The sequence below is a fragment of the Mesorhizobium sp. M0227 genome (assembly GCF_040321855.1).
In the GTDB taxonomy this organism is placed as follows: Bacteria; Pseudomonadota; Alphaproteobacteria; order Rhizobiales; family Rhizobiaceae; genus Mesorhizobium.
The window spans coordinates 16,766-36,986 of the sequence record NZ_JAMYSJ010000001.1; the positions used below are offsets into that span (position 1 = coordinate 16,766).

The following is a 20,221-nucleotide window of genomic DNA, read 5'->3' on the forward strand; positions in this document are numbered from 1 at the left end:
CGGGACCGTAGAGGGCTGACCTATTCCGCGAGCACACGGGTCGACGGAAAAGCCACCTCGACCAGGGTGCCTTCGCCCGGTGTCGAATTGATGGTGAACCGGGCACGGTTGGCTTCCACCATCGCTTTGGTCAACGGCAGTCCAAGCCCGGTCCCGTCGCCGCGTCCGCGCTTCAGGGCGTTGATCTGCTTGAACGGCTTCAGCGCCTGCTCGATCTCGGCATGGCTCATGCCGATGCCGGTGTCGCGCACCCGCATGACGACGTCGCCCGACGTCTCATAGGCGGTCGAGACGATCACCTGGCCGCCGGCCTGGGTGTAGCGGATGGCATTCGACAGGATGTTGAGCGCGATCTGGCGCACGCTGCGCAGGTCCGCCACCACTTCCGGCAGCCGCGAAGCGAAGCTGGAGCGGATGATGACCCGTTCGCGGTTGGCCTGCGGCTGCATCATCGCCACCGTTTCGGCCAGCGTGTCGTTGAGCGACACCGCCTCATAGGCCATCTCCTGCTGGCCAGCCTCGATCTTGGAGATGTCGAGCAGGTCGTTGACCAGGTCGAGCACATGATTGCCCGAGCGGTTGATGTCGCGCAGATAGTCGCGGTAGCGGTCGTTGGCGACAGGTCCGAATTTCTCGTCGACCATCAATTCCGAAAAACCGATGATGGCATTGAGCGGGGTGCGGATCTCGTGGCTGATGCGGGCCAGAAAATCGGTCTTCTGCGAGGACGCGCGCTCGGCCACCGCACGTGCCTGCGTCAAGTCCTCTTCGGCCCGCTTCCACTGCGTGATGTCGCGAACGACGGCGCAGAAGCCGCTGTCGTTGGGCAGCCGGCCGATGGTCATGAACAGCGGAATGAAGCGTCCTTGCGATTCGCGCCCGATCACCTCGCGGCCGTCGTTCATGACACTCGCCACGCCGGGCTCGGACAGCCCATTGAGATAGTCGCGTGCCGCGCGCTGGCTTTCAATCGCAAACAGCGAGGCGAACGGCTTGCCGGTCACATCGTCGCTGTCGAAGCCGAACAGCGCTTCGGCCGGCCGGCTGATCGATCGGATGGTGCCGTCACGGCCGATCAGCACGACGCCGTCGGTGGCGGTGTCGATAATGGTGCGCATCTCGGCGATGCGCGCCTTGAGCTCGGAAATGTCCGGCTGCGTCTGCTCGTCCCCAACCACATGCAGGCTCGCCGGCGCATCATCCTCGCCGGAGCGTCGCACGACCAGCATCAGCGCCTTGCCGTCGCGCCAGGGAACCGAGCGCAAAATGGCCTCGATCGGGAATTCTTGTCCGTCGCGTGTTTTCAACCGCAGCGCGCGATCGGTGCCGTCGGAAACGCCGTCATCGGCGTAGGGGTCGGCAAACAACGCGCCGAGGCCGCCGGCATCCGCCAGATCGTCAAGCGCCTCGTAGCCGGTCAGGCTGAGGAATTCCTCATTCGCATAGTGCAATTGGTCCCCGGAATGGATGAGCAGCGGCACGGGCAGCTTGCCGAGCAGCGACGTGTCCGGAGCCTTGTGCTCATCTCCGGCGGAAAACGCCGACGGTACGAACCCTTCGGCCTTGAGCGGCGGCACCTGCAGGCGAGGGCGCTCGACGCGTATTTCCGCCGCGTCGCCGCCTGCATTGACGGTTTCCTCGGCAACCGCCTGCTCGTCGGGCGGCGCGGCTTCCTCGTCGGGCTGCGCCCAATCCTCACTGTCTTCGGCATCGCGAAAATCTGCTGACGTCATGCTGCCGTCATCGAGGCCATCATGTGTCGCGTCAGTGGCTTCAGGCTTTTCGCCGGGCGAAACGGCAGCGGTGTTCTCTGGTTCCGCCGCCACGGGGCCACGTTCGTCATCTTGGCCGGCATAGTCGAGCAACGAGCCCGTCACATTCATCCCAGGGGGGGCTTCACGAGCCGCTTCGTCCGCGTGACCGTCAAGCCGTACCAGATCCCGCTCGTCTTCGGCATCGACATCGGGTGGCTCGACCGGTTCGTTCTCTGGCCCTGACGCAGGGATGACGCCGCTGTGCATCGGGTCGTCGGACGGCTTGACCGGAGCCTCGGCCTCCGCTGTCGACGCCTCCGCAGTCTCAGCCTCAGGCGGCTCGACCGGAGCACTATCCTTCTTCAGCCGCTCGCCGATTTCGCGGAACGCGCTGCGTTCCAGGGTCGACAGACCCTTGTCATTGGCTGGCTGGCGGTGTTCGGCGAGCCGGATCACCTTGTCGGCAAAGCGCCGCTCCTGTTTCGGCACGATAGTCAACGCCGGCACCTCGCCCTTGAACGGATCCGATGCCTGCGTGTCCTCGGCCTTGGGCTCCTCAGCGTTCGGCTGTTCGGGTGCGGGTTGGATGGCTTGTGGTTCCGGCGTTGCCGGCGCCTGGCTATTGGGCACCAGCGCCATGCCGATGGCCTCCGGATCGACGACCGCGTCGCTGGCGCGGGCGACGCCGAAGCCGCGGAAACCCTCGAAGGCGCGGCTGCGGCCATAGACAGGCAGCGCCGCCAGGTCGACCGGTATCTTCAGGTCGGTGCCGACGACCGGCCACAGCACGGAGCGCCCGGACCAGGTATCGCGCCGTTCGAGAAGCCCCGATATCTCGCCGGAGGGGTCGAGGCCGAATGTAGCGGCGACATCCCTGAAGCGGCGGCCGATCACGTCGGCCCCCGGCTTGCCGACGATGTCGGCGAATTCCGGCGACAGCGCGCTGAACTTGCCTTCGGCATCGGTGCGCCAGACGAAACGCACCGGCGCCGCGGCGCGGTCCATCGCCGAGACGGTCGCCGGCGTGGCCGCGGAAGTGGACTGGATTTCCAGGGCCGCCGGTTCGGCCGGAGCTTCAGGTCCGGGCGCGGCGGGTCGCGGCGCCTGTTGCCCTCCGTCCTCGCCGGCGTTGAAGTACCAATGGTCGTGCTGCGCCGGCGTGCGCTCCAATGCCGGCTGATCGCTATTGGCCGCTGTCGGCGTCTGTAAGGTCGCGTCGGCGATCGCATGCGGCCGCGATCCGGCGACGTCCTCGGTCGGCAACGCGGCGCCTGGTTCGTCGGTCGGTGTCTGGCGACCCTGTTCCGGCTGGGAAGCCGCATCGCCAGCAGGTGCCCCCTCGGCAATGGTTTGTGTAGGATGTTCGCCCGCGGGGGCGGTGTCGTCGAGCTGGTCCTCGTCGATCACCACCAGCAGATGCCGCTCCTCGGTTAATCTTGCCAGCCCAGCCGGATAGGAGGCCGTGCCGCCGGGGACAAGGCGCTTGACGATGCGGTCGCTCTCGGCTGCGACGTCGGCAACCAGTGCCGCCAGCGTCTCCGGCAGGATGCCCAGTGCCGAAAATCCTTCCGAGGCCGCCTCGACGCTGCCCCTGGCATCGACAAAGGCGATGAAATGACCATCCTCGGTGAAGCCGCTAATGGCGCGCGCGGCGATTTCGCTGGCATTGCGTGACCCGGTCTGAGCCGCCGGGACTGCCAGCATGATCGCCTTTTCGGCGTCCGGCATGGTCACCGCACTGGCCAGGAAGCCGACGGCGCGGCTGGTCATTCCGGTCGCCAGCCGCACCATGATGGCGCGGTCACTGCCAATCTCGGGAAATCCGCTGGTCGCCATGATCTGGCGCCTGGCGATCACGGGCAACTGCGCCGAGGCGCCGATGATCGCCTCGATGTCGGGATACCCGAACATCGCGGCTCCTGGCCCGTTGGCCCAGATCACCTGCTCCAGATCCGCCGACAGGATCGCGATCGCGTCGCCTGCCGCAAAGCGCTGGCGGACCGCGTCGAGCACGGCGACATCGAGGAAGGAGTATTCGGACGGCATGCGCTTGGCGGACCTCACGGAGCGGCGATTTTTCAGTTAACGCTTTGTTAATAAAAGCCGGAGGCGCGAAGGTCCACAAGCCAGAACGTGCAAAGGCCGGAATCTGGGCTCTTGGTTAACGGCCCAAAGAAATTTATGGTGCACTGCAACAAAGATATTGCAATGCACAAAATTTGCCTTTATATTGCCATCATACATGAACGAGACGGCTTTCTGTCAAAGCCGCTGCCGCTGAAAAGGATGGAAAATGTCCAGGACCAAGACCGCCGAGACGATCGAAAACGTTGAATTCCCGAGCTTCGACGCTTCCAAGGCCACCGACCAGATCCGCGCTTTCGCCGAAAAGGGCGTTGAGCAGTCGAAAGAGGCCTACGCCAAGCTGAAGACCGGCGCCGAGGAGACCCAGAAGGCTCTGGAGTCGACCTACGAGACCGCCAAGACCGTTTCCAACGACCTGTCGCTCAAGACCATCTCCGCTTTGCGTGCCAATGCCGAGGCCGGTTTTTCCCACCTCGAGGCCCTGATCGGCGCCAAGTCGCTGTCGGAAGTCGTCGAGCTGCAGACCGCCTTCCTGCGCAAGCGCGTCGAATCGACCGTCGAGCAGGCCAAGGACTTCCAGGCCGTTGCCTCCAAGGCGGCCGAGGACGTCTCCAAGCCGATCAAGACCGCCTTCGAGAAGGCGATGAAGGAAATCAAGGTTGCCTAACATTTGCGCATGATCGGAAGATGCAACAAAAGGTCGCATTTTCTTAAAAACGATCGGGTGTATGATGGCAGCCATCAAGGAATACCCGGTGAGTGGAACCTCCTCCCTCTGCTCCCCGGGGTGACCAGCCAGCACCTCCTCCCGCTGGCTCGTAACAGGAAAAGGCCGGCACCTCCTCCCGCCGGCCTTTTTCTTTGTCCGGCGCCTGGTCTTCTTGCCAGGCAAATGCCGCGTCGATGTGGGGAAGTGACCTTTGCTTTCCAAAAGCCTTGAATTAGAATCCATAAGCCCGTAAGGACGCATCGCCGAACGACAGAGCGGGCGGATGAGTTTCTGTTTCGATCCGCTCGGGCAACGTGCCGTTGTAGCTCAGATGGTTAGAGCGCCGGATTGTGGATCCGGAGGTCGCTGGTTCGATCCCAGCCAACGGTACCATCGGTTTTCCAGTAAGTAATTGAATTTATTGTAAAAGTTTACCTTTGGGACATAATTTGTATCACAGTAGGTCTCACAATGTGTATCACAAATAGGAACTGGGTGCGCTCGGAAGCGACGCGAAGTGATTGATACCAAAAAGCTTTTTTGCGACACGCGATGATCATTGTCGGAAACCGCAGGATTCTTGGCGAAGAAAATCGAACCGGAAAGGCTTCGGTGGACCGCTTCCCGTCCACCGTGGGAGCCGATGGATGGCATCAGGCGCACCCGTCGTTGGATTGGGACTTGGCGGGTGCGTCGGATCCAGACAGCCATGCCGGCGCCGTTTTACACTCATTGCGGATGGCTCGGCTCTGAGGTAATTTAGATCCTGATCGGATGGGAAAGTGCCTGCTGTCGCGACGGTTTTTTGTTTTCTGTTCCTGTCTCGGCTGATTGTGAGCTCTTTAACAGCCTTGATACCGCAACCTTGGGGGCTTGTGGTCATCAGGTAGCGACGGTGGAAACAGGCCATGCTCCGACTTTGCGGATTCATCGCGGTCTTCTTCGTAGCGGCCCTTACGACCTTCGATGCGTCGGCCGATCGACGGGTCGCCCTGGTGATCGGCAATTCCGACTACCGGCAATTCCCGGCGCTGAAGAACCCGGTCAAGGATGCCGAGGACGTCTCCAAGACGTTTCGACTGGCAGGGTTCGAAGTTTTCGTTGCAAGCAATCTCACCAAGCTGCAGTTCGAAGAGCAGTTCCGCAATTATCTTGCCGCGATCGATGGCGCCGACCTCGCCGTCGTCTACTATTCCGGTCACGGTTTCCAGATCGGCGGCGAAAACTTCCTGATTCCCGTCGATGCCTCGTTGAAGCAGGCGGCGGACATCGAGGTCCAGGCCATCAAGCTCAACGATGTCCTGGAACAGATGCGTTCGAAATCGAAGATCCAGGTGATCGTCCTCGATGCCTGCCGCAACAATCCGTTCCCGCGCAAGAATTACTGGCTGAGAGACCAGCTTATCACCTCCGGCAACGCCGGGCTCGCGCAGGTCAGAAGCTCGCTGAACACGCTCATTGCCTTTGCCACCGAGCCTGGGGCGGCGGCCTATGACGGCAGCGGCGACCTCAGTCCGTTTTCGGCGGCGTTTTCCCGTCGCGCGCTGGCCCCGAACCAGGAGATCCGCACGGTCATGGCGGCGGTGCGCCGGGATGTGGTGGAGGCAACAAAAGGCCTGCAGGTTCCCTGGGAGAACTCGTCGCTGATCGACGAAGTGGTGCTGATGCGCCGCAGCAACCGCCCCTCGCTGCCGCCGGTGCTGGAGAAAATCGTGTTGTCGGGAGTGGGCCCAGTCGATCTCGGCCTGCCGGAACCGGTCGATGTCGACGGCGGAACGATCACCGTGAGCATCGAGAGACCACCTGCTCTCGGCCGCCTCATGCTGGACGGCGAACCTGTCGAGGTTGGCGAACCGATCCAGGGCAAGGACCTGCCGCGTTTGCAGATGGATGTGCCCAAGGGGGTCGACGCGCAGGACGAGGTGGATATGCTGGCCTACGCCACGCATGACAATTGGGGCGGTCAAAGCCAGGGCATCCTGGTGTTCCGGGTCAAAAGCGGCGAAGGCGCCCATGGCGAACAGGTCATGGCCTCGCTCGCGGCCGAGCAAAAGCAACAGGTGGTGGAGCGCGGCATTCATATCACAGGTGCCGCCGAGGCGATCGAAAACCGTGACATTGATGTTCCCGTTGGCGTGGGCCCGGTTGCGCTTAACCTGGATTTCCCGACCGACGATCCCGCGGTCAGTCTCAAAGTTTCGGCATATCCCGCGACAGGAACCCTTTCGCTCCCCGACAGAACCCTGTCACCTCAGTCCAGCCTGATGGCCGCTGAAGTCGACCGCCTGCGCTACGAACCTCAGATCGGCGTAGCCGCGCCGGTCGAGGTCGGCTTCGAAATCCGTGCGGACAGCAGTTCGTCCAAGCCCGCCACGATGAAACTGTCGCCAACCGTCGATCCGTGCGACTCCGCCGCCGGCGAGCCTCTGGACCTGCAAGGCGTCGTTCCCGGCCTGCTGCCGAACGAAATCGGCGCCGGCGCCGTGGAGGTTTGCGAAGCCGCTGTGAAGGCTTATCCCGATGTCCCACGCTTCCGCTACGAACTGGGGCGCGCGCTGCTCGCAACTGGCAAGGTCGAGGAAGCGAAGACAGCCATCGAGGAGGCCGCCAAGAAGGGACATGTGCGTGCTGTGTTCGAACTCGGCTACATGTATGCGACGGGAACCGGTCTGGTCATCGACCGCACGCAGGCCAACGCGCTTTACGCCGCGGCATCCGACAAGGGCGATCCCTACGGCATGACGTCGTGGGGCCGCGCCTTGTTCAATGGCTATGGCGTCAAGCCTGATACCGCCAAAGGTCTGGACCTGCTGCTCAAGGCGGCCGCGATGGGGCACACCTATGCCATGAACGATCTCGCCGCGATCTTCACGGAAGGCCGCAACGGCGTGACCGCCGACCCGGCCCGTGCAGTTGCCTTCCTGGAGGCCGGCGTCCAGCGACAGGACATGTATTCTATGAACCTTCTCGGCCGTAACTACCTGGCCGGCGTGGGTGTCGAAAAGGACCCCAAGCAGGCGCAGGGGCTATTCCAGAAGGCTATGGATCTGGGCCAGCCCTACGCTCCGGCCAGCCTTGCGCGCATGTACCGGGATGGCGTTGGTGTCGAGCAAAACCTCGACGAAGCGCAAAGACTGTTCGAGTTGGCCACGGCACGCGGCGATCAGTCCGGCGCATATGATCGCGCAGCGCTCGAAATGCAGAAGGGCGCCAATGCCGACCAGACGATAGCGGTGCGCTATCTGGCCTTTGCGGTCGCGCTTGATCTTCGCAAGGAATTGCCGGGTGCCCAGACGACGCTGACGAAATTCGAAGTGAAGACGAAAACGGCCGCGCTCAAGCAATTGCGTGGCGAACTCAAGTCGAAGATCCCGGCGAAGGGCTCGCTTGACGACCAACTGGTCAATGCGGCCAGAGCGGTCTGGGAGCAAGCCAATCCGCGTCGGGACTTGTTTTGATCAGTGAGGAGGCAATCGTGGGCAGGGCAGTGAAGCAGGCATTGATCGCCACAGTTCTATCCGGCGCTCTGGTGGCAGTAGCGGGCTGCATGTCCGTTGCGCCCGCGCCCAAGGCCGAACCGACGGTGACGACGACAAAGCACAGGCCGAAGCTCATTCGCACGACGACCACGCCAAAGATCACCAGGCAGAAGAAGGCTATCGCCAAGAAACTCGTCGAACCGACTGAGGAAACCGCACCTGTCGTCGTTCCACCTTTGGGCGGCGGCAATGGCGGCACCGGTGGCACTGGTGGCGGAGGCGGCGGCTGGGGATAATGCTAACAGCAGGTCAGGGTTTCGCGGCACCGCTCGCCGAGGCCGCCTGCCACCATTTGACACGCCAACTCTGCCCCCGGACCTTGACCGGAAGACCGGCTGCAACTGCTCGCCAACCAGCCGCAAGTGCTCTATGCTCTCGCCAGGTGTCGTGTCGATACGGTGGTCCTGGTCAGGGGGCGTTCCATGTTCGAAGTCGTCGCATTCTGGTGGAAGACGAGGCTGAAAGGCCCCGCCACACGAGGTCTTGGCCTGATCGTCGCGCTTTCCGGCTTGCTGCTACTCGCATCGCAAGCCGCCAACGCAGCGCCGAACTGGACGCTTGATCCCACGGCTTCGGTGATCACCTACCAGTCGGTGAAGAAAAACACGATCGTCGAGACAAACAAGATCAGGAACATCACCGGCACGCTCAGCTCGGCGGGTGATGCCAAGGTCACCTTCGACCTCAATTCGGTCGATACCGGCGTCGACCTGCGCAATGTCCGCATGCGCTTCCTGTTTTTCGAGACATTCAAATACCCGACGGCCGAGCTGACGGCCAATGTGGATCCCGCCGCATTCGCCGATCTCGCGACAAAACGCAGGGTGAAGTCGACGCTGCCTTTCCGTCTCAATCTGCACGGCGTCGACAAGGACCTCGAGGCCAGCATCGTCGTCACCATGATCAGTGACGACATGGTCTCCGTTGCTTCGGAAGCTCCCGTCGCGGTTCACGTGGAGGATTTCGGCTTGCTGCCGAACGTGGACAAACTCCAGCAGGCGGCCAACGTCACCAACATCGTGCCCACCGCGTCGGTGTCGTTCGATTTCGTCTTCACCGCCGACGGCAGCAAGCCCGCTGCAACCCAGACCGCCGCGGCGAGTTCGACCGATGTAGGTCCCGTTGCCACCGACGCCGCCAAGGCGAACTTCAGCGATGAGGAATGCTTGAACAGGTTTGCCGTGCTCTCACGCACCGGCGCCATCTACTTCCGGCCGGCCAGCACGCGGCTCGATGCGAAAAGCCGCCCATTGCTGACGGAGGTCGAAGGTGTCGTTGGCAAATGCCCAAGCCTGAAGGTCGAGATCTCCGGCTATACCGATTCCGATGGATCGCCGGACGCAAACAAGCAGTTGTCGGAGCGGCGCGCCCACGCGGTTGCCGACGCCTTGATTGCCGAGGGTATTCCGCGCAATCAGGTCAGCGCCGCCGGCTATGGCGAGGAGCGGCCGGTTGCCGCCAACGATACGCCGAAGAACAAGGCGCTCAATCGGCGGATCGAGTTTTCCGCCACCAAGCCCGTGAACTGAGGTTCCGGTGAGGTCCGATCTGATCGCCTGTTGCGGTGGCCTCTTTCGTGCCGCCGGGCTTGCCGCGCTTGCCTTGCTTTTGACTGTAACAGCCGCCAGTGCCGAGCGCCGCATCGCGCTGGTTCTGGGCAATTCCCAGTACCAGCACGCGGCGCCGCTCGCCAATCCGGTGCGCGACGCCCAGGCCATGGCCGAACGCTTGAAGAAACTCGATTTTGAGGTCGTTTCCGGCTTCGACCTGACCAAGCTGCAGACACAGGCGACGATCGTGCAGTTCGCGAAACAGGTGCGCGGTGCCGACATCGCGCTGTTTTTCTATGCCGGCCACGGCCTGCAGGTTTCGGGCAAGAACTATCTGCTTCCAGTCGACGCTGCGCTGGAAGATGAAACCTCCGTCGACTTCGAAGCCGTGTCGGTTGATTTCGTTTTGCGCCAGATGTCGCGAGAGACCAGCATCAGTCTGGTGTTTCTCGACGCTTGCCGCGACAATCCCCTCGCCGAGGTGCTGGCCAAGACCGCGGGCGTCAACGGCGCCAGCAGCGGCCTTGCCGAGATCCCGGTAGAGAATGGTGGCACCGGCACGCTCGTCGCTTTCGCCGCCAGTCCCAATCAACTTGCCTATGACGGGTCGGGCGAACATTCGCCTTTCACCTCGGCGCTCCTCAAGCGTATCGGCGAATCCAACGTCTCCATCACCGACGCCATGAACAGGGTCACCAGCGACGTCTTCAAGGCAACCTCCGGCAAGCAGCGTCCCTGGATCAACGTTTCGCTGAAAACGGATGTCGTTCTGCACAAGGTCGATCTCAATGCGCCGTTGATCGTGGGCGAGGCGAGCGCACCTCCAACCGAAGGCGGCTCCGACGCAAGCAACACCGGCGCTGCAGGCGCATCAGGCCAAAGTGACGACCAGCTTGCGCTCGATGTGCTGCGTCAGAAGATCCCCAGGCTGGCTTCGGACGATCCGATCTTTTTCGACCATCCGATCGATTTCGGTGATCCGGCAATCGATGGCAAGAGCATCGCCCAGCTGATCAAGGGCAAACCCCTGTTCAGCCCGGTGGAGGGATTGGACAAGTCGGTATGGGAGGACAAACATTGCGACGGCTGCCATGAATGGGACGAGGCACGGCTATGCGAACAGGCGAAAAATTTCGCCACCAACGATGCTTCTGTTTTGCGCCTGCAACATCCACTTGGAACGCGCTTCAAGGTGGCGCTTGCCAAATGGGCTCAAGGTGGCTGCAAGTAAGCATCCGCCGATTGGCGCAGGGCCTCGATCTCGGCCATCTGGATGCCCATTTCGACAAACGCGGAAAGAACGGCAAAGCGGTCCACCAGTGCGACACGCGCCAGCCCGGCCAGAACACCCGCATTGATTGCATGGGCGGCAGGAAACGGCTGCAAGGCCGATGGTGCTTCTGCGCCGACAACAGATCCGACAATAAAGGAACCATTGTCACGCCATCCCGCCGCCCGGGCAATCCAGGCTCCCGGCGTTGTTGGCGGCGTTGCCTCTGCCTGGCTCACCGCGGGGCGATGGCTGTCCGGTTCACCGACCCAGTCGCGAACATAGGCGAGCAACTCGTGATCAGTTCCATCGAGCAACTCGCTCAGATGGCTCAGGCATTCATGCGCCCACCAGACCGCAGCCCGGTCGGGAAGCAGGTAGGCACAGAACGTGATCGCCTCTTCGGGAACGCGCCCGGCGAGCAGGTCGCGGCAAAACTCGATCGATTGCTGTTCGGTTGGAAGGGCTCTCATGTCCCGGGCAATAGCGGGACAAGCCATGAAGAGATCCTGTGCCGTTTTGAATCGGAGCTCATTGGCCATGACCGCCACGCCTTCATCGAGAAGCTCCAACCACTCAAGCCCCAGGCGCGGCGCGGGTCAAGTCTCAACCGGTGACGCTGCAACAACTGCCGGCACCGCCGCATCCCCTGGCGTTTATCGACAGACAATTGCCCCGGAATTTGGTATGATCACCACCATCGAAATCGGATGCTCAAACAGGAGTAACCGCTATGCAGTGGGGCAGTTCAGCCTTGGTGTTGGCAGTCGTGTTTTTCTCGACTCACGCTTCCGCCGACCCTGTTCAGAAATCAGAAGACATCGTGAAGTTTTTTGCCGGCGCCGCCGACCTCGGCAAGTCGCGAGGAATTTGTGTAGGAACCGAGGAAGAGTGCAAGAGCAAGACCAAGGCAAAAGACGCGCCGGCCGAAAAATCCAGCCTCGATATGCTGATCAATTTCGGGTTGGATTCGGCCGAACTCGACGCGACAGCGCGCAGTGAACTCGACGAGTTCGCCAAGGCCCTGAAGGACAGGCGGCTGAGCACATTCAACTTCGTTGTCGAAGGCTACACCGATGCCACCGGCACGGTCCACTACAACGAGGGCCTGTCGCAACGGCGAGCGCAATCGGTGGCAGCCTTCCTGACGGCCAATGGTGTCGAGGCCGCCCGCATCAACCCGATCGGCATGGGCGAAAAGAATCCGCGCAGCCCCAACCCGTACGATCCGGCTAACCGCCGCGTGGAAATGCGGATAAAGACGCAATAGCACCTACCGCGTGCCACTGTTCCAGGAACGCCGGCGGTCAGTTCTTGAGCACGCCGCCCACAGCCACACCGGTGCCGAAGATCAGCGCCTTGGTGAGGAAGTCGTTGTTATCCCGGGGCGGCGGAAGATCATCATCCTGCCGCACCACTGTGTCCCGGTTGCGCCGCTTCTGAACGACCTGCTGTTGTTTGCGGGGTTTCTGTGCCACCGGTCTCTGCGTGCGGACCTTCTTTACCACCTGTTTTTTCGGCTGCGTCGCACGGGCCTGATCGGCAGCATATCTGGCGCGCACGGTTTCCATCATCGGATCAGTCTGGATCACGAGGAATGCAAGTTGCTCGCGTGTCAGATAGCTGGTCTGCGGCAGGCCGTTCTCCACCTGCCAGATACCGATCGCCTGGCGGGTCTGTGGGCCTATGTTTCCGTCGACGCGGCCAAGCTCGTTGCCCAACGCTTCGATGCGCAATTGCAAGTCGATGCGACCCTGGCGGTCGAGGCCAATGGCATTTTCCGTCAACTCGGTGCCCGGTGTTTGCTTCACCTCGTCGGGGACGCCGACCGAGGTGCGCACTGCGGAGCCGGAACTGGCGTTCGCCTGGTCCGTATCGAGTGCCGCGACCTGCCGGTTCTGGGCTTCCGGGTCGTTCAATTCGTCGATGTTCAGCCGCGCCACCGTGGCGAAGCGGCCGTTTGGGAACTGCTCGAGATAGGCCTCGTAGAACGGCACCGAGTTGCGCTTGGAGGCTTCATCCCAGAGCCGCTGCTCGACTTCCCAGGAAGGCGGGTCACCAACCACCAGCGTGGGGGCGGTTGCCGCCCCGGCATTGGCAGGCTGTGCTTCAGGCGCCGCCACGACAACGGGTTTTCCAATGAAGACCTCGCGCCCCAGCGACGCGTTGTGCCAAGGCCTCTGGCGACCTTGCGTCGTCTCGGTCACTTCGCCGCGCACGCGCGTCAGCGCGCTCTGGATCTCAATGCCGGGTTCGGTCAGGTGCCTGGCGAGCGCCGTGGAGTAAGGGCTGTTGACGCCGTTGCCGTCGAAAGCGATGGCGCCCGGATCCGTTGCATAGGCGATCAGGATGCCGCCCGTGCCTACGCCGTCCGATCTTGCTTCGATCGGTGCCAGACCGGACCCCAACGAACGCGACTTCGGCAGCGAGGCGGCCAACGTCCTGGCGAGTGGATTGTCGCGGCAGGCATCGAGTATGATGACGCCGACCGCCGGATCAGGCGGCAGCGCCGCCAGGAAGTCTTCGACCTGAATGGTGCGGGTCTTGAGATAGGCCGGCGACGTCAACTCGGCGTCGACCGGTATCAGGAAATTCTTGCCGTCGACCTGCATGCCGTGCCCGGCATAAAAGATGACGGCGAGGTCGGCATCGTAAGACTGCTCTGTGAACCGGCTGATGAGGCTGTGCATGCCGGCATTGTCCTGATCCATCCCCTCGATCACCTCGAAGCCGGCATTGCGCAGCGTGGAGGCGATGAGGTGCGCGTCGTTGGCGGGGTTGGGCAAAGCGACAGCATGAACATACTTGCTGTTGCCGATGACCAGTGCGACGCGCTTGGCGTCGGGCGCGGCTGCCTCAGCGCTGAACGCGGCAAGGATAAAAAGGAGAAATCCGCTCAGAAATACGATGAACGCTTTCATGGACCAGCCCTCCGCCCAGCAGGGCGCACTGTTGATGTCTGCGCATGCTCAATTTCGTCAGCGACAATGTCGCTTATGCCAAAATGGCTCTTGGGCGTATGTGATCCTGACCACGGTCTTGGTTCACAAAGGACCCGAAAAAAGTTGTCCATAGTAACACTTTGCAGCCGGAACACCAATGGTCTGACGGTGAACTCATGAACCGCGAGGGCAGGTTCAAAGGGTATTCTGAAGCGAGCTTATGACGGCCGTGATGGCTTGCTTGTATTCTTCGAACTCTGGCGACGTCTGGCGCACTTCCGTCGTGGTCGATACCGGTTGGCCTGCGCCGGTCCCCGCGGGGCTGAGCTTTCGGCCCATTTTCCTTTCGGCCCAGTCCACGACATAGCCGGCGGTCTTGCCGGTGAGGAACGGGTTGGCCTGAATGACGGCCGACCCGAGCACGGCGCTCAATTGCGCCGAACTCGACGCCGACAATACCTGATGGGCGCCTTCCATGCCCAGGAAATGGCAGAGATAGAGCCGGCCGGCTGTGATCTGGTGGCCTCGCGCCCGAAGATAGGCTTCACCCTCGCGCGCAAGATTGCGCACCATCTCGCGCGAGATCGTGTAGTCGTAGCGCAGAGCAAGGAGATCCGCATTTGAAAGTGTGCGCGCCAGTTCGGGACGGTAGGTGTTCATCATCCTGATCCAGGTCTTCGATATGAATTGGCCGGCACCGGTTGCTGAAGAAAGCGGGTTCTTGGCGCGGGCGCTGCCACCACTTTCGACATGAACGATACGGTCGGTCAGTGTTTCGACAGCAGGATCGCTCGTTGCGACCGCGGCGGTCACCGTGCCCAGCGGGTCGATCGCCCCGCCATTCTGATAGAGTTCGAAATGCAGATGCGGCCCGGTCGACAGGCCGGTGGTGCCGATATAGCCAATGATGTCGCCGGCCTTCACCTTTGTGCCGACACCGCTTGCTATCGCGAATTTCTGCATATGCGCGTAGCGCGTCTCGCGTCCGTTGGCATGCGCAATCTTCACCAGGTTGCCATAACCGCCGCCGTCGCCCTGGAAGGTGACCTCGCCGTCGAAAGCGGCCGCGATCGGCGTACCCACCGGAGCCGCCCAATCGACGCCCTTGTGGATGCGAACCACGCCCAGAATTGGGTGCTTGCGTGGACCGAAGGTGGACGTCATGACCCCGTTGACCGGCGTGACCATGCCGTTGATGACCGTCAGCGAGCGGATCTGATCGTCGCCGGTAACGCATGCAAACTGACCGTCGCTCTGCTGGAAGACGAAGCATTCGAAGCTCTTTTCAGCACCCTGCACGCCGACATACAGCACGCGTCCGTCGGTCTCGCCCTTGCCGCGCGGCGTTTGTGAATAGATCAGGACAAGGCGCTGGTCCTCGCTGGCGAAGGCGTCCAGGTCCCGTCCTCTCGATAGGTACATGATCGCTTCGCCGATCACGCCGGTCGGAACTTTGTTGCGCGCCGCCGTCGAATAGATTGCGTCGAGCAGGCGATATTGCCGCTTGTGCGTGCCTTCTTCCGGTGCACCCGAATAGTTGAACAGATCTTCGCGGACCCAGGGATCGACACCCGATACGAATGCACCCGCGGCGTTGCGCGTCAGCGTGCCGACAAAGACGCTCTTGGCGTAGATCGACACCTGCATGAGCGACATTGTTGTCGTCTCGCGCGTCGGCCTGAAACCACGCATGGCGACGACATAACCCGGTTCCAGGCCTTCCCGGTTGAAAAGCGCCTTCAGCGCTTCGCCCGCCCGCCTGGCGTCCTCGACGGAGAAATGCGCATCGAGCGCAACGCTGTCCAGGCTGCGGTCGTTGAGGATTTTCACGAACGTGTCTTCGGTCGCCTCGAACCGCTGATACTCATTCGTGACGGTTGCGACACTCGTGTTGTTTTCGATCTGTGTCTTCTGGAATGCGGGCAGGGCTGCTTCGCCTGCATCGATTGTTTCACCCCAGCCGGCTTCGGGATCGTCGGTGCCCATCTGCTGCCCCGAAGCAGCCGGAGCCTCGTTGGGAGCAGGCGAGGGCTGAAGATCGTTCTGCAGATCCCCCGCCGGCGGCTGAAGATCGTCCTGCAGATCGTTGGACGGCGGCGGGGCGGTCTGCCGTTGCGCCTGGAAGAATGCGAAGTCTTCCTGCGTCGACGGTATCGTCGTCATGAATTTTTCGCTGGCGCTGAGCATCACATCCGACAGGATTTCGATCTGCGGAGAAATCCCGGCCTGATCGAGATCCGCCGGCTTCGCGATCGAACGGCCCCTCGACGTGGCGTCGGCGTCGGGGGCAAGGGTGATCCACATCGGGTCCCCGGCAAGGTCGATAATGGCAGGCACATAGACCGATGCATCGGCCGGCACGTCGTCCACCCCTTCGACCGCGTGAAGCTCTTCGTCTTCGTCGCCGAACGACCAATAATCGGCGGTGAGGTAGAAGCCCACGGCGATCGACAGCATGATGATCGCGGCAAGACCGGCAAGCAGCCGGCGCCAGAGCCTGCGTCTGCGAAGCGCAAGGCGCGCCTGCTTCTTCTGCCTGAAGCTCGTGTCGATAGTGTGCGTCACGGGCTGTTTCCGGTCAGGAAGAACGTCCACCGCGCCTGTTCGAGCGTATCGACTTCGAGAAATTGCGCCGCGATATGGCCGCGTTGCCAGCATTCGTCGATGCCGCGGGTCGAGAAACGCCTTCGCTCGATGCACATTTCGGTCGATCCCGTCAGGATCGCGTGGCCGAAGACGTCCGTTGCGTAGATGTAGATGTAGCGGTTGGTCAGTTCCTCGCGAATGACATTCACGCACTGATTGGCGCCGATGGTCCACCAGCCGTCTGTCTGATCGGCATTGTCGACCTTCTGGCCGACTGCGAGATTGACGACGTCGAGTGTCTGATTGCAGACCGTGAATTCGGCTCGCGCTTCGCCGGATGACAGCACAGCCAGCAGCGCGGCGCCCGCGATGACCGCAAGCTTCATGTGGCCCGCCAAGGCGAGCAGGGCGCGAACCGGTTCACACTGCTTTATGGGCAGGTCGGCAGACGAGTGGGGCAAACACGAGCAGCGTTCCATCGGGCGCCCATGCTATCCGCCGAGCCGGAAATACTTGGCAGTGGCTGAGAACTGAGATCCGTTGGTCTCGATTTCCTCGAGAATTTTGGGTAGCAGCGCCGAGGCTGGCGTCGGCGCCGAGAATGCGGCCGCCTCAATATCCTGGGGTCCCGTGATCACCATTATGATCTGCGGCACGGCCTTTCCAGCGGCCTTGTCGGCGGCGCCGAGGCCAATCGGGATGCTGAAGGTGGCTTTGTCCGACTGTGCGACGATGCGATCGTCGAGATTAAACACCATGCCCTTGTGATCGATCAGCAACACGCTGGAAATGAGCCCGCCACGCGTCACCAGCGTGCCGCTGATCGGCGTACCGTTCGGCACCGACGTCCGGTCGAGAACAAGCTGCGGCTTGTCGGCCGCGGTCTGTCCCAGAAAGCGCAGAAAATTGGTGACTTCGCACTGGCTCGGCTCAATGAGGCGGACGCTGATGTCGGGCTCCACATGGAATTTCGCCTGGAAATCGCCCAGCATGCGTTCGAATGGCTGGACCGCTGTTCCAAATCCTTCGATCGCGGCTGCGGTGTCGGTTGGCGAATTCATGGTCGCATAGAAACAGTCGCCGCCGCCGAAGTCGCGAACCCAGGAGACTCGTTGCGCGATGTCGTCCACGGCCGGAGGAATGGCCGGTTTGGGTACGTTCAACGCGACGACAGGTTGGTCCGGCTGCTTGGCCGCCGGTGGCACAGTCTTTTGGCTCTCGGCGTTCGCGGCATCCGTCTGGCTTGCAGTGGGTTTGGGCGCCGGCCCGGCAACCTTGGGTTCTGCCGGCTGGCTGATCTGCGGCTCCGGTTTGGGCTTTGGGCTCTCCACAAACTCTGGCTGGGCCGGCGGTGTCTTTTCGGATGGCTGCTGCGCGTCCGTTGCCGATGACTCCGGGGGGCCCGCGGTTTGCGCGGGGACAGTGGGCTTGGCCGGCTCCGGCGTTTGCACTGCCTTGGCATCTGCCTGGCTTCCAGCCGGCGGCACGCCCGCCTCTGTTTGCGGTTGCGCTTCCATTGCCGGCGGTTTCTCAGATTCCTCGGTCTGCGAAGGGAGTTCGGCGGGCTTGGCCGGCTGCGGCTTTTGAGCCGCCGAGGCATCTGGCTGGTTTTCAGCCGGCGGTACGCTGGCCTCCGGCTGCACGGGCGGAACTGGCTTTGCCGGCTCAGGGGCGTTCGCGACTTTGTCCGTGAGGGTCGGCGCCGAAGTTTCCGGTGTAGGCTTTGACGGTTCGGGCGCGGAAAGCGATGTCTTGCCGGCAATCGGCGTTGCCGGCGTCATGAAGCCGCTCAGATACAGGCCCGCGCCTGAGGCGACAGCTAGTGTCGCCAGGGCAGCGATCGCGATAGTTGGGGTCTTTGTGGATTTCTTGGGCATATCCGCAGTGACCGCGCGCGGAGGGCCGGCGACCGGCGAAGGCAGCGGTTCGGACAAATGCGCGGGCCGGACATGCGGGACGAAGCGCTGCTCGCCCGGGCCCGTTGCCGTCGGCGCGTTGCGTCCCGCGACATTGGATGCCTGGCCGCCCTTGGGATCAGGAGTAAGGGTTTGCCCGGCTGGCCGGTTGCGGGGTGTGATGGACGTCGGCGGCGTTGTTCCTTCGTCTTCGCCACGCGTCATCCTGGCGATATCAGCCATGCTGACCGGCCGGTCTCGCGGATCCGGTTGCAGCATGGCTTCGACAATGTCACGAAAATCGTCGTCGATATCAGAGAGGTCAGGCACGGCCCGGCGCTTTTCGATGATCTCGAACTGCGATCCGCTCATGTCGATCGGTTTCCCGCGCAGAGCGGCAGCCAGCACCAGCCCAAGGCTGTAAATGTCGGACTGTTCACTGACGTCGCCGCTGTACAGCCCGAGCTGTTCGGGCGAAACGTAGTTGTACTTTCCCGCGAACTTCCCGCCGATCAGTGTCTCCCCGCCCACGGTCGCCGATCGCGCTATACCGAAATCGATGATCTTTGCGCGGTCGACCCGGCCCCCCGGCAGGATGATATTGTCCGGCGAGAGGTCGCGATGGATTGCTCCCGCTTGATGCACGGCGCTCAGGCCGGATGCGAGGCGATGGCAGAGCTTGCGCACCTCATCCGTCGGCATCGGACCACGTCGCATGATGTCGTACAGCGACTCGCCGTCGACGAATTCCATGGCAAGGTAGGGACGGCCGATCCCGGGATCGATGGTGAAGACGTGGTATCGCACGACCGCATCATGCGACAGGTGGTTGAGGATCGAGGCCTCCTTGCGGAACAAGGACAAGATCGTCTGGTCACGGGCAAATTCGGGCAGCACGATCTTGATCGCGACATGGTCGCCGGTCTGGATGTTGTGGCCGCGATAGACCTCGCCCATGCCGCCGAATGCGATCCGTTCGTCAAGTTCGTAGATGCCGCTGAGCTGCGTACCGACAGCGGTGTTGGCCACTTGCGGCGATATTCGCGTCTTGTCATCGGCGCTCATCAGCCTCGGCCCTCCGCTCTGGACAGATCAGGGTGGAGCGATTGTCCATTGCGCCCGTTCCCAATCTTAACCAGCACAATGGTGACATTGTCCGTTCCGCCTCGCGCCAGAACCGTTTCCAGCAGGTTTTCTCCGGCCGCCTGAGGTGTAGCCGACACGACGGCGGCCTCGATCTCGGGGTCGGTGACATGTGCCGTCAGCCCATCGGTGGCCAGCACGAAAATGTCTCCCGGCATCAGTTCGCCCTGCTGGAAATCGATGACGAAGTCGTCACTGACCCCGATCGCATGTGTGATGACATTGCGGCGTGGCCAGGTGAGCGCCTCGACCGCGCTGATCATGCCTCGATCCAAGAGTTCCTGCACTTCGGTGTGGTCTTTCGAAATCTGCGAGATCGCGGCGTTGCGGATCAGATAAACCCGGCTGTCGCCCGCCCACAGGCAGGCAAATCGTCCGTCCATCGCCAACAGGGCGGCGACCGTGGAGCCGATGGTGATGCCGCGCGATTCCGATATGCTGCGGATTTCGGCATTGGCCCGGCTCAGCCTGTCCTCGAAGCGGGCCCGAAGATCGGGTGCCGAGCTCGCGATGCCGATTGTTGACAGATGATCGACGATACTGGCGGAAGCGACCTCTCCGGCGTCATGTCCACCCATTCCGTCGGCTACCACCCAGAGGCCAGTTTGTGGCTCGACTAGATAGCTGTCTTCATTGAGCTCACGGACACAGCCTTTGTGGCTCACGCCGAAGCTTTCGATGGAAAGGGCGACAGTATTCAAATTGCCACCAAGCGCTTTTCAAGCGTCCTTCTGCGGCGCACCTTTGG

The 20,221-nt window shown here is 62.2% G+C and carries 13 protein-coding genes and 1 tRNA gene; 7 read left to right on the forward strand and 7 right to left on the reverse strand.

Annotation, left to right across the window (positions count from 1 at the left end):
• Window positions 1-20: 20 nt before the first annotated feature.
• Window positions 21-3,800: a PAS domain S-box protein gene (locus NKJ00_RS00075; RefSeq protein ID WP_352628735.1), complete on the reverse strand. Its 3,780-nt coding sequence runs from the start codon at window positions 3,798-3,800 to the stop codon at window positions 21-23.
• A 247-nt stretch (window positions 3,801-4,047) separates the two neighbouring features.
• On the opposite strand from NKJ00_RS00075, the gene NKJ00_RS00080 reads away from it, so the two are divergent.
• From NKJ00_RS00080 to NKJ00_RS00105, 6 genes are all read left to right on the forward strand, one after another.
• Window positions 4,048-4,506: a phasin gene (locus NKJ00_RS00080; RefSeq protein WP_013530255.1), complete on the forward strand. Its 459-nt coding sequence runs from the start codon at window positions 4,048-4,050 to the stop codon at window positions 4,504-4,506.
• Between the two features lie 358 nt (window positions 4,507-4,864).
• Window positions 4,865-4,941: transfer RNA gene (locus NKJ00_RS00085), tRNA-His, on the forward strand.
• A 515-nt stretch (window positions 4,942-5,456) separates the two neighbouring features.
• Window positions 5,457-8,006: a caspase family protein gene (locus NKJ00_RS00090; RefSeq protein ID WP_023809172.1), complete on the forward strand. Its 2,550-nt coding sequence runs from the start codon at window positions 5,457-5,459 to the stop codon at window positions 8,004-8,006.
• Between the two features lie 17 nt (window positions 8,007-8,023).
• Window positions 8,024-8,323 (forward strand): hypothetical protein, encoded by a 300-nt coding sequence (locus NKJ00_RS00095; RefSeq protein WP_245273064.1) that lies wholly within the window; start codon window positions 8,024-8,026, stop codon window positions 8,321-8,323.
• 186 nt (window positions 8,324-8,509) lie between these two features.
• Window positions 8,510-9,616, forward strand: a complete 1,107-nt coding sequence (locus NKJ00_RS00100; RefSeq protein ID WP_352609935.1) for an OmpA family protein — start codon at window positions 8,510-8,512, stop codon at window positions 9,614-9,616.
• Between the two features lie 7 nt (window positions 9,617-9,623).
• A complete protein-coding gene (locus NKJ00_RS00105) occupies window positions 9,624-10,868 on the forward strand; it encodes a caspase family protein (protein ID WP_352440785.1) in 1,245 nt (414 codons plus the stop codon).
• On the opposite strand, the gene NKJ00_RS00110 is transcribed toward NKJ00_RS00105, so the two are convergent.
• A complete protein-coding gene (locus NKJ00_RS00110) occupies window positions 10,850-11,479 on the reverse strand; it encodes a DUF6931 family protein (protein ID WP_245273063.1) in 630 nt (209 codons plus the stop codon). The two genes, NKJ00_RS00105 and NKJ00_RS00110, sit on opposite strands and share 19 nt — an antisense overlap.
• A 161-nt stretch (window positions 11,480-11,640) precedes the next feature.
• On the opposite strand from NKJ00_RS00110, the gene NKJ00_RS00115 reads away from it, so the two are divergent.
• The gene (locus NKJ00_RS00115; RefSeq protein WP_127321072.1) at window positions 11,641-12,177 is read left to right on the forward strand and encodes an OmpA family protein; all 537 of its coding nucleotides are present in this window, start codon (window positions 11,641-11,643) and stop codon (window positions 12,175-12,177) included.
• A 37-nt stretch (window positions 12,178-12,214) separates the two neighbouring features.
• Here NKJ00_RS00115 and NKJ00_RS00120 read toward each other — a convergent pair whose 3' ends face one another.
• The 5 genes from NKJ00_RS00120 to NKJ00_RS00140 all read right to left on the reverse strand — a co-directional run bounded on the left by NKJ00_RS00120 (window position 12,215) and on the right by NKJ00_RS00140 (window position 20,174).
• Entirely contained in the window at window positions 12,215-13,828 is a 1,614-nt protein-coding gene (locus NKJ00_RS00120; RefSeq protein WP_023809167.1) for a caspase family protein, read from the reverse strand.
• A gap of 216 nt (window positions 13,829-14,044) precedes the next feature.
• Window positions 14,045-16,414 (reverse strand): M23 family metallopeptidase, encoded by a 2,370-nt coding sequence (locus NKJ00_RS00125; RefSeq protein WP_023809166.1) that lies wholly within the window; start codon window positions 16,412-16,414, stop codon window positions 14,045-14,047.
• Window positions 16,411-16,821, reverse strand: coding sequence for a DUF1036 domain-containing protein (locus NKJ00_RS00130; RefSeq protein ID WP_023809165.1), 411 nt, complete (start codon window positions 16,819-16,821; stop codon window positions 16,411-16,413). The genes NKJ00_RS00125 and NKJ00_RS00130 overlap by 4 nt, the downstream gene beginning before the upstream one ends.
• 105 nt (window positions 16,822-16,926) lie before the next feature.
• Entirely contained in the window at window positions 16,927-19,395 is a 2,469-nt protein-coding gene (locus NKJ00_RS00135) for a serine/threonine-protein kinase (RefSeq protein WP_023809164.1), read from the reverse strand.
• Window positions 19,395-20,174, reverse strand: a complete 780-nt coding sequence (locus NKJ00_RS00140) for a PP2C family protein-serine/threonine phosphatase (RefSeq protein WP_023809163.1) — start codon at window positions 20,172-20,174, stop codon at window positions 19,395-19,397. The genes NKJ00_RS00135 and NKJ00_RS00140 overlap by 1 nt, the downstream gene beginning before the upstream one ends.
• Window positions 20,175-20,221: the final 47 nt, after the last annotated feature.

Excerpts from the sequence above, each read along its gene's own strand:
- NKJ00_RS00075 (WP_352628735.1), bottom strand. The coding sequence starts at position 3,800 with ATGCCGTCCGAATACTCCTTCCTCGATGTCGCCGTGCTCGACGCGGTC.
- NKJ00_RS00080 (WP_013530255.1), top strand. The coding sequence starts at position 4,048 with ATGTCCAGGACCAAGACCGCCGAGACGATCGAAAACGTTGAATTCCCG.
- NKJ00_RS00090 (WP_023809172.1), top strand. The coding sequence starts at position 5,457 with ATGCTCCGACTTTGCGGATTCATCGCGGTCTTCTTCGTAGCGGCCCTT.
- NKJ00_RS00100 (WP_352609935.1), top strand. The coding sequence starts at position 8,510 with ATGTTCGAAGTCGTCGCATTCTGGTGGAAGACGAGGCTGAAAGGCCCC.
- NKJ00_RS00115 (WP_127321072.1), top strand. The coding sequence starts at position 11,641 with ATGCAGTGGGGCAGTTCAGCCTTGGTGTTGGCAGTCGTGTTTTTCTCG.
- NKJ00_RS00120 (WP_023809167.1), bottom strand. The coding sequence starts at position 13,828 with ATGAAAGCGTTCATCGTATTTCTGAGCGGATTTCTCCTTTTTATCCTT.
- NKJ00_RS00130 (WP_023809165.1), bottom strand. The coding sequence starts at position 16,821 with ATGAAGCTTGCGGTCATCGCGGGCGCCGCGCTGCTGGCTGTGCTGTCA.
- NKJ00_RS00135 (WP_023809164.1), bottom strand. The coding sequence starts at position 19,395 with ATGAGCGCCGATGACAAGACGCGAATATCGCCGCAAGTGGCCAACACC.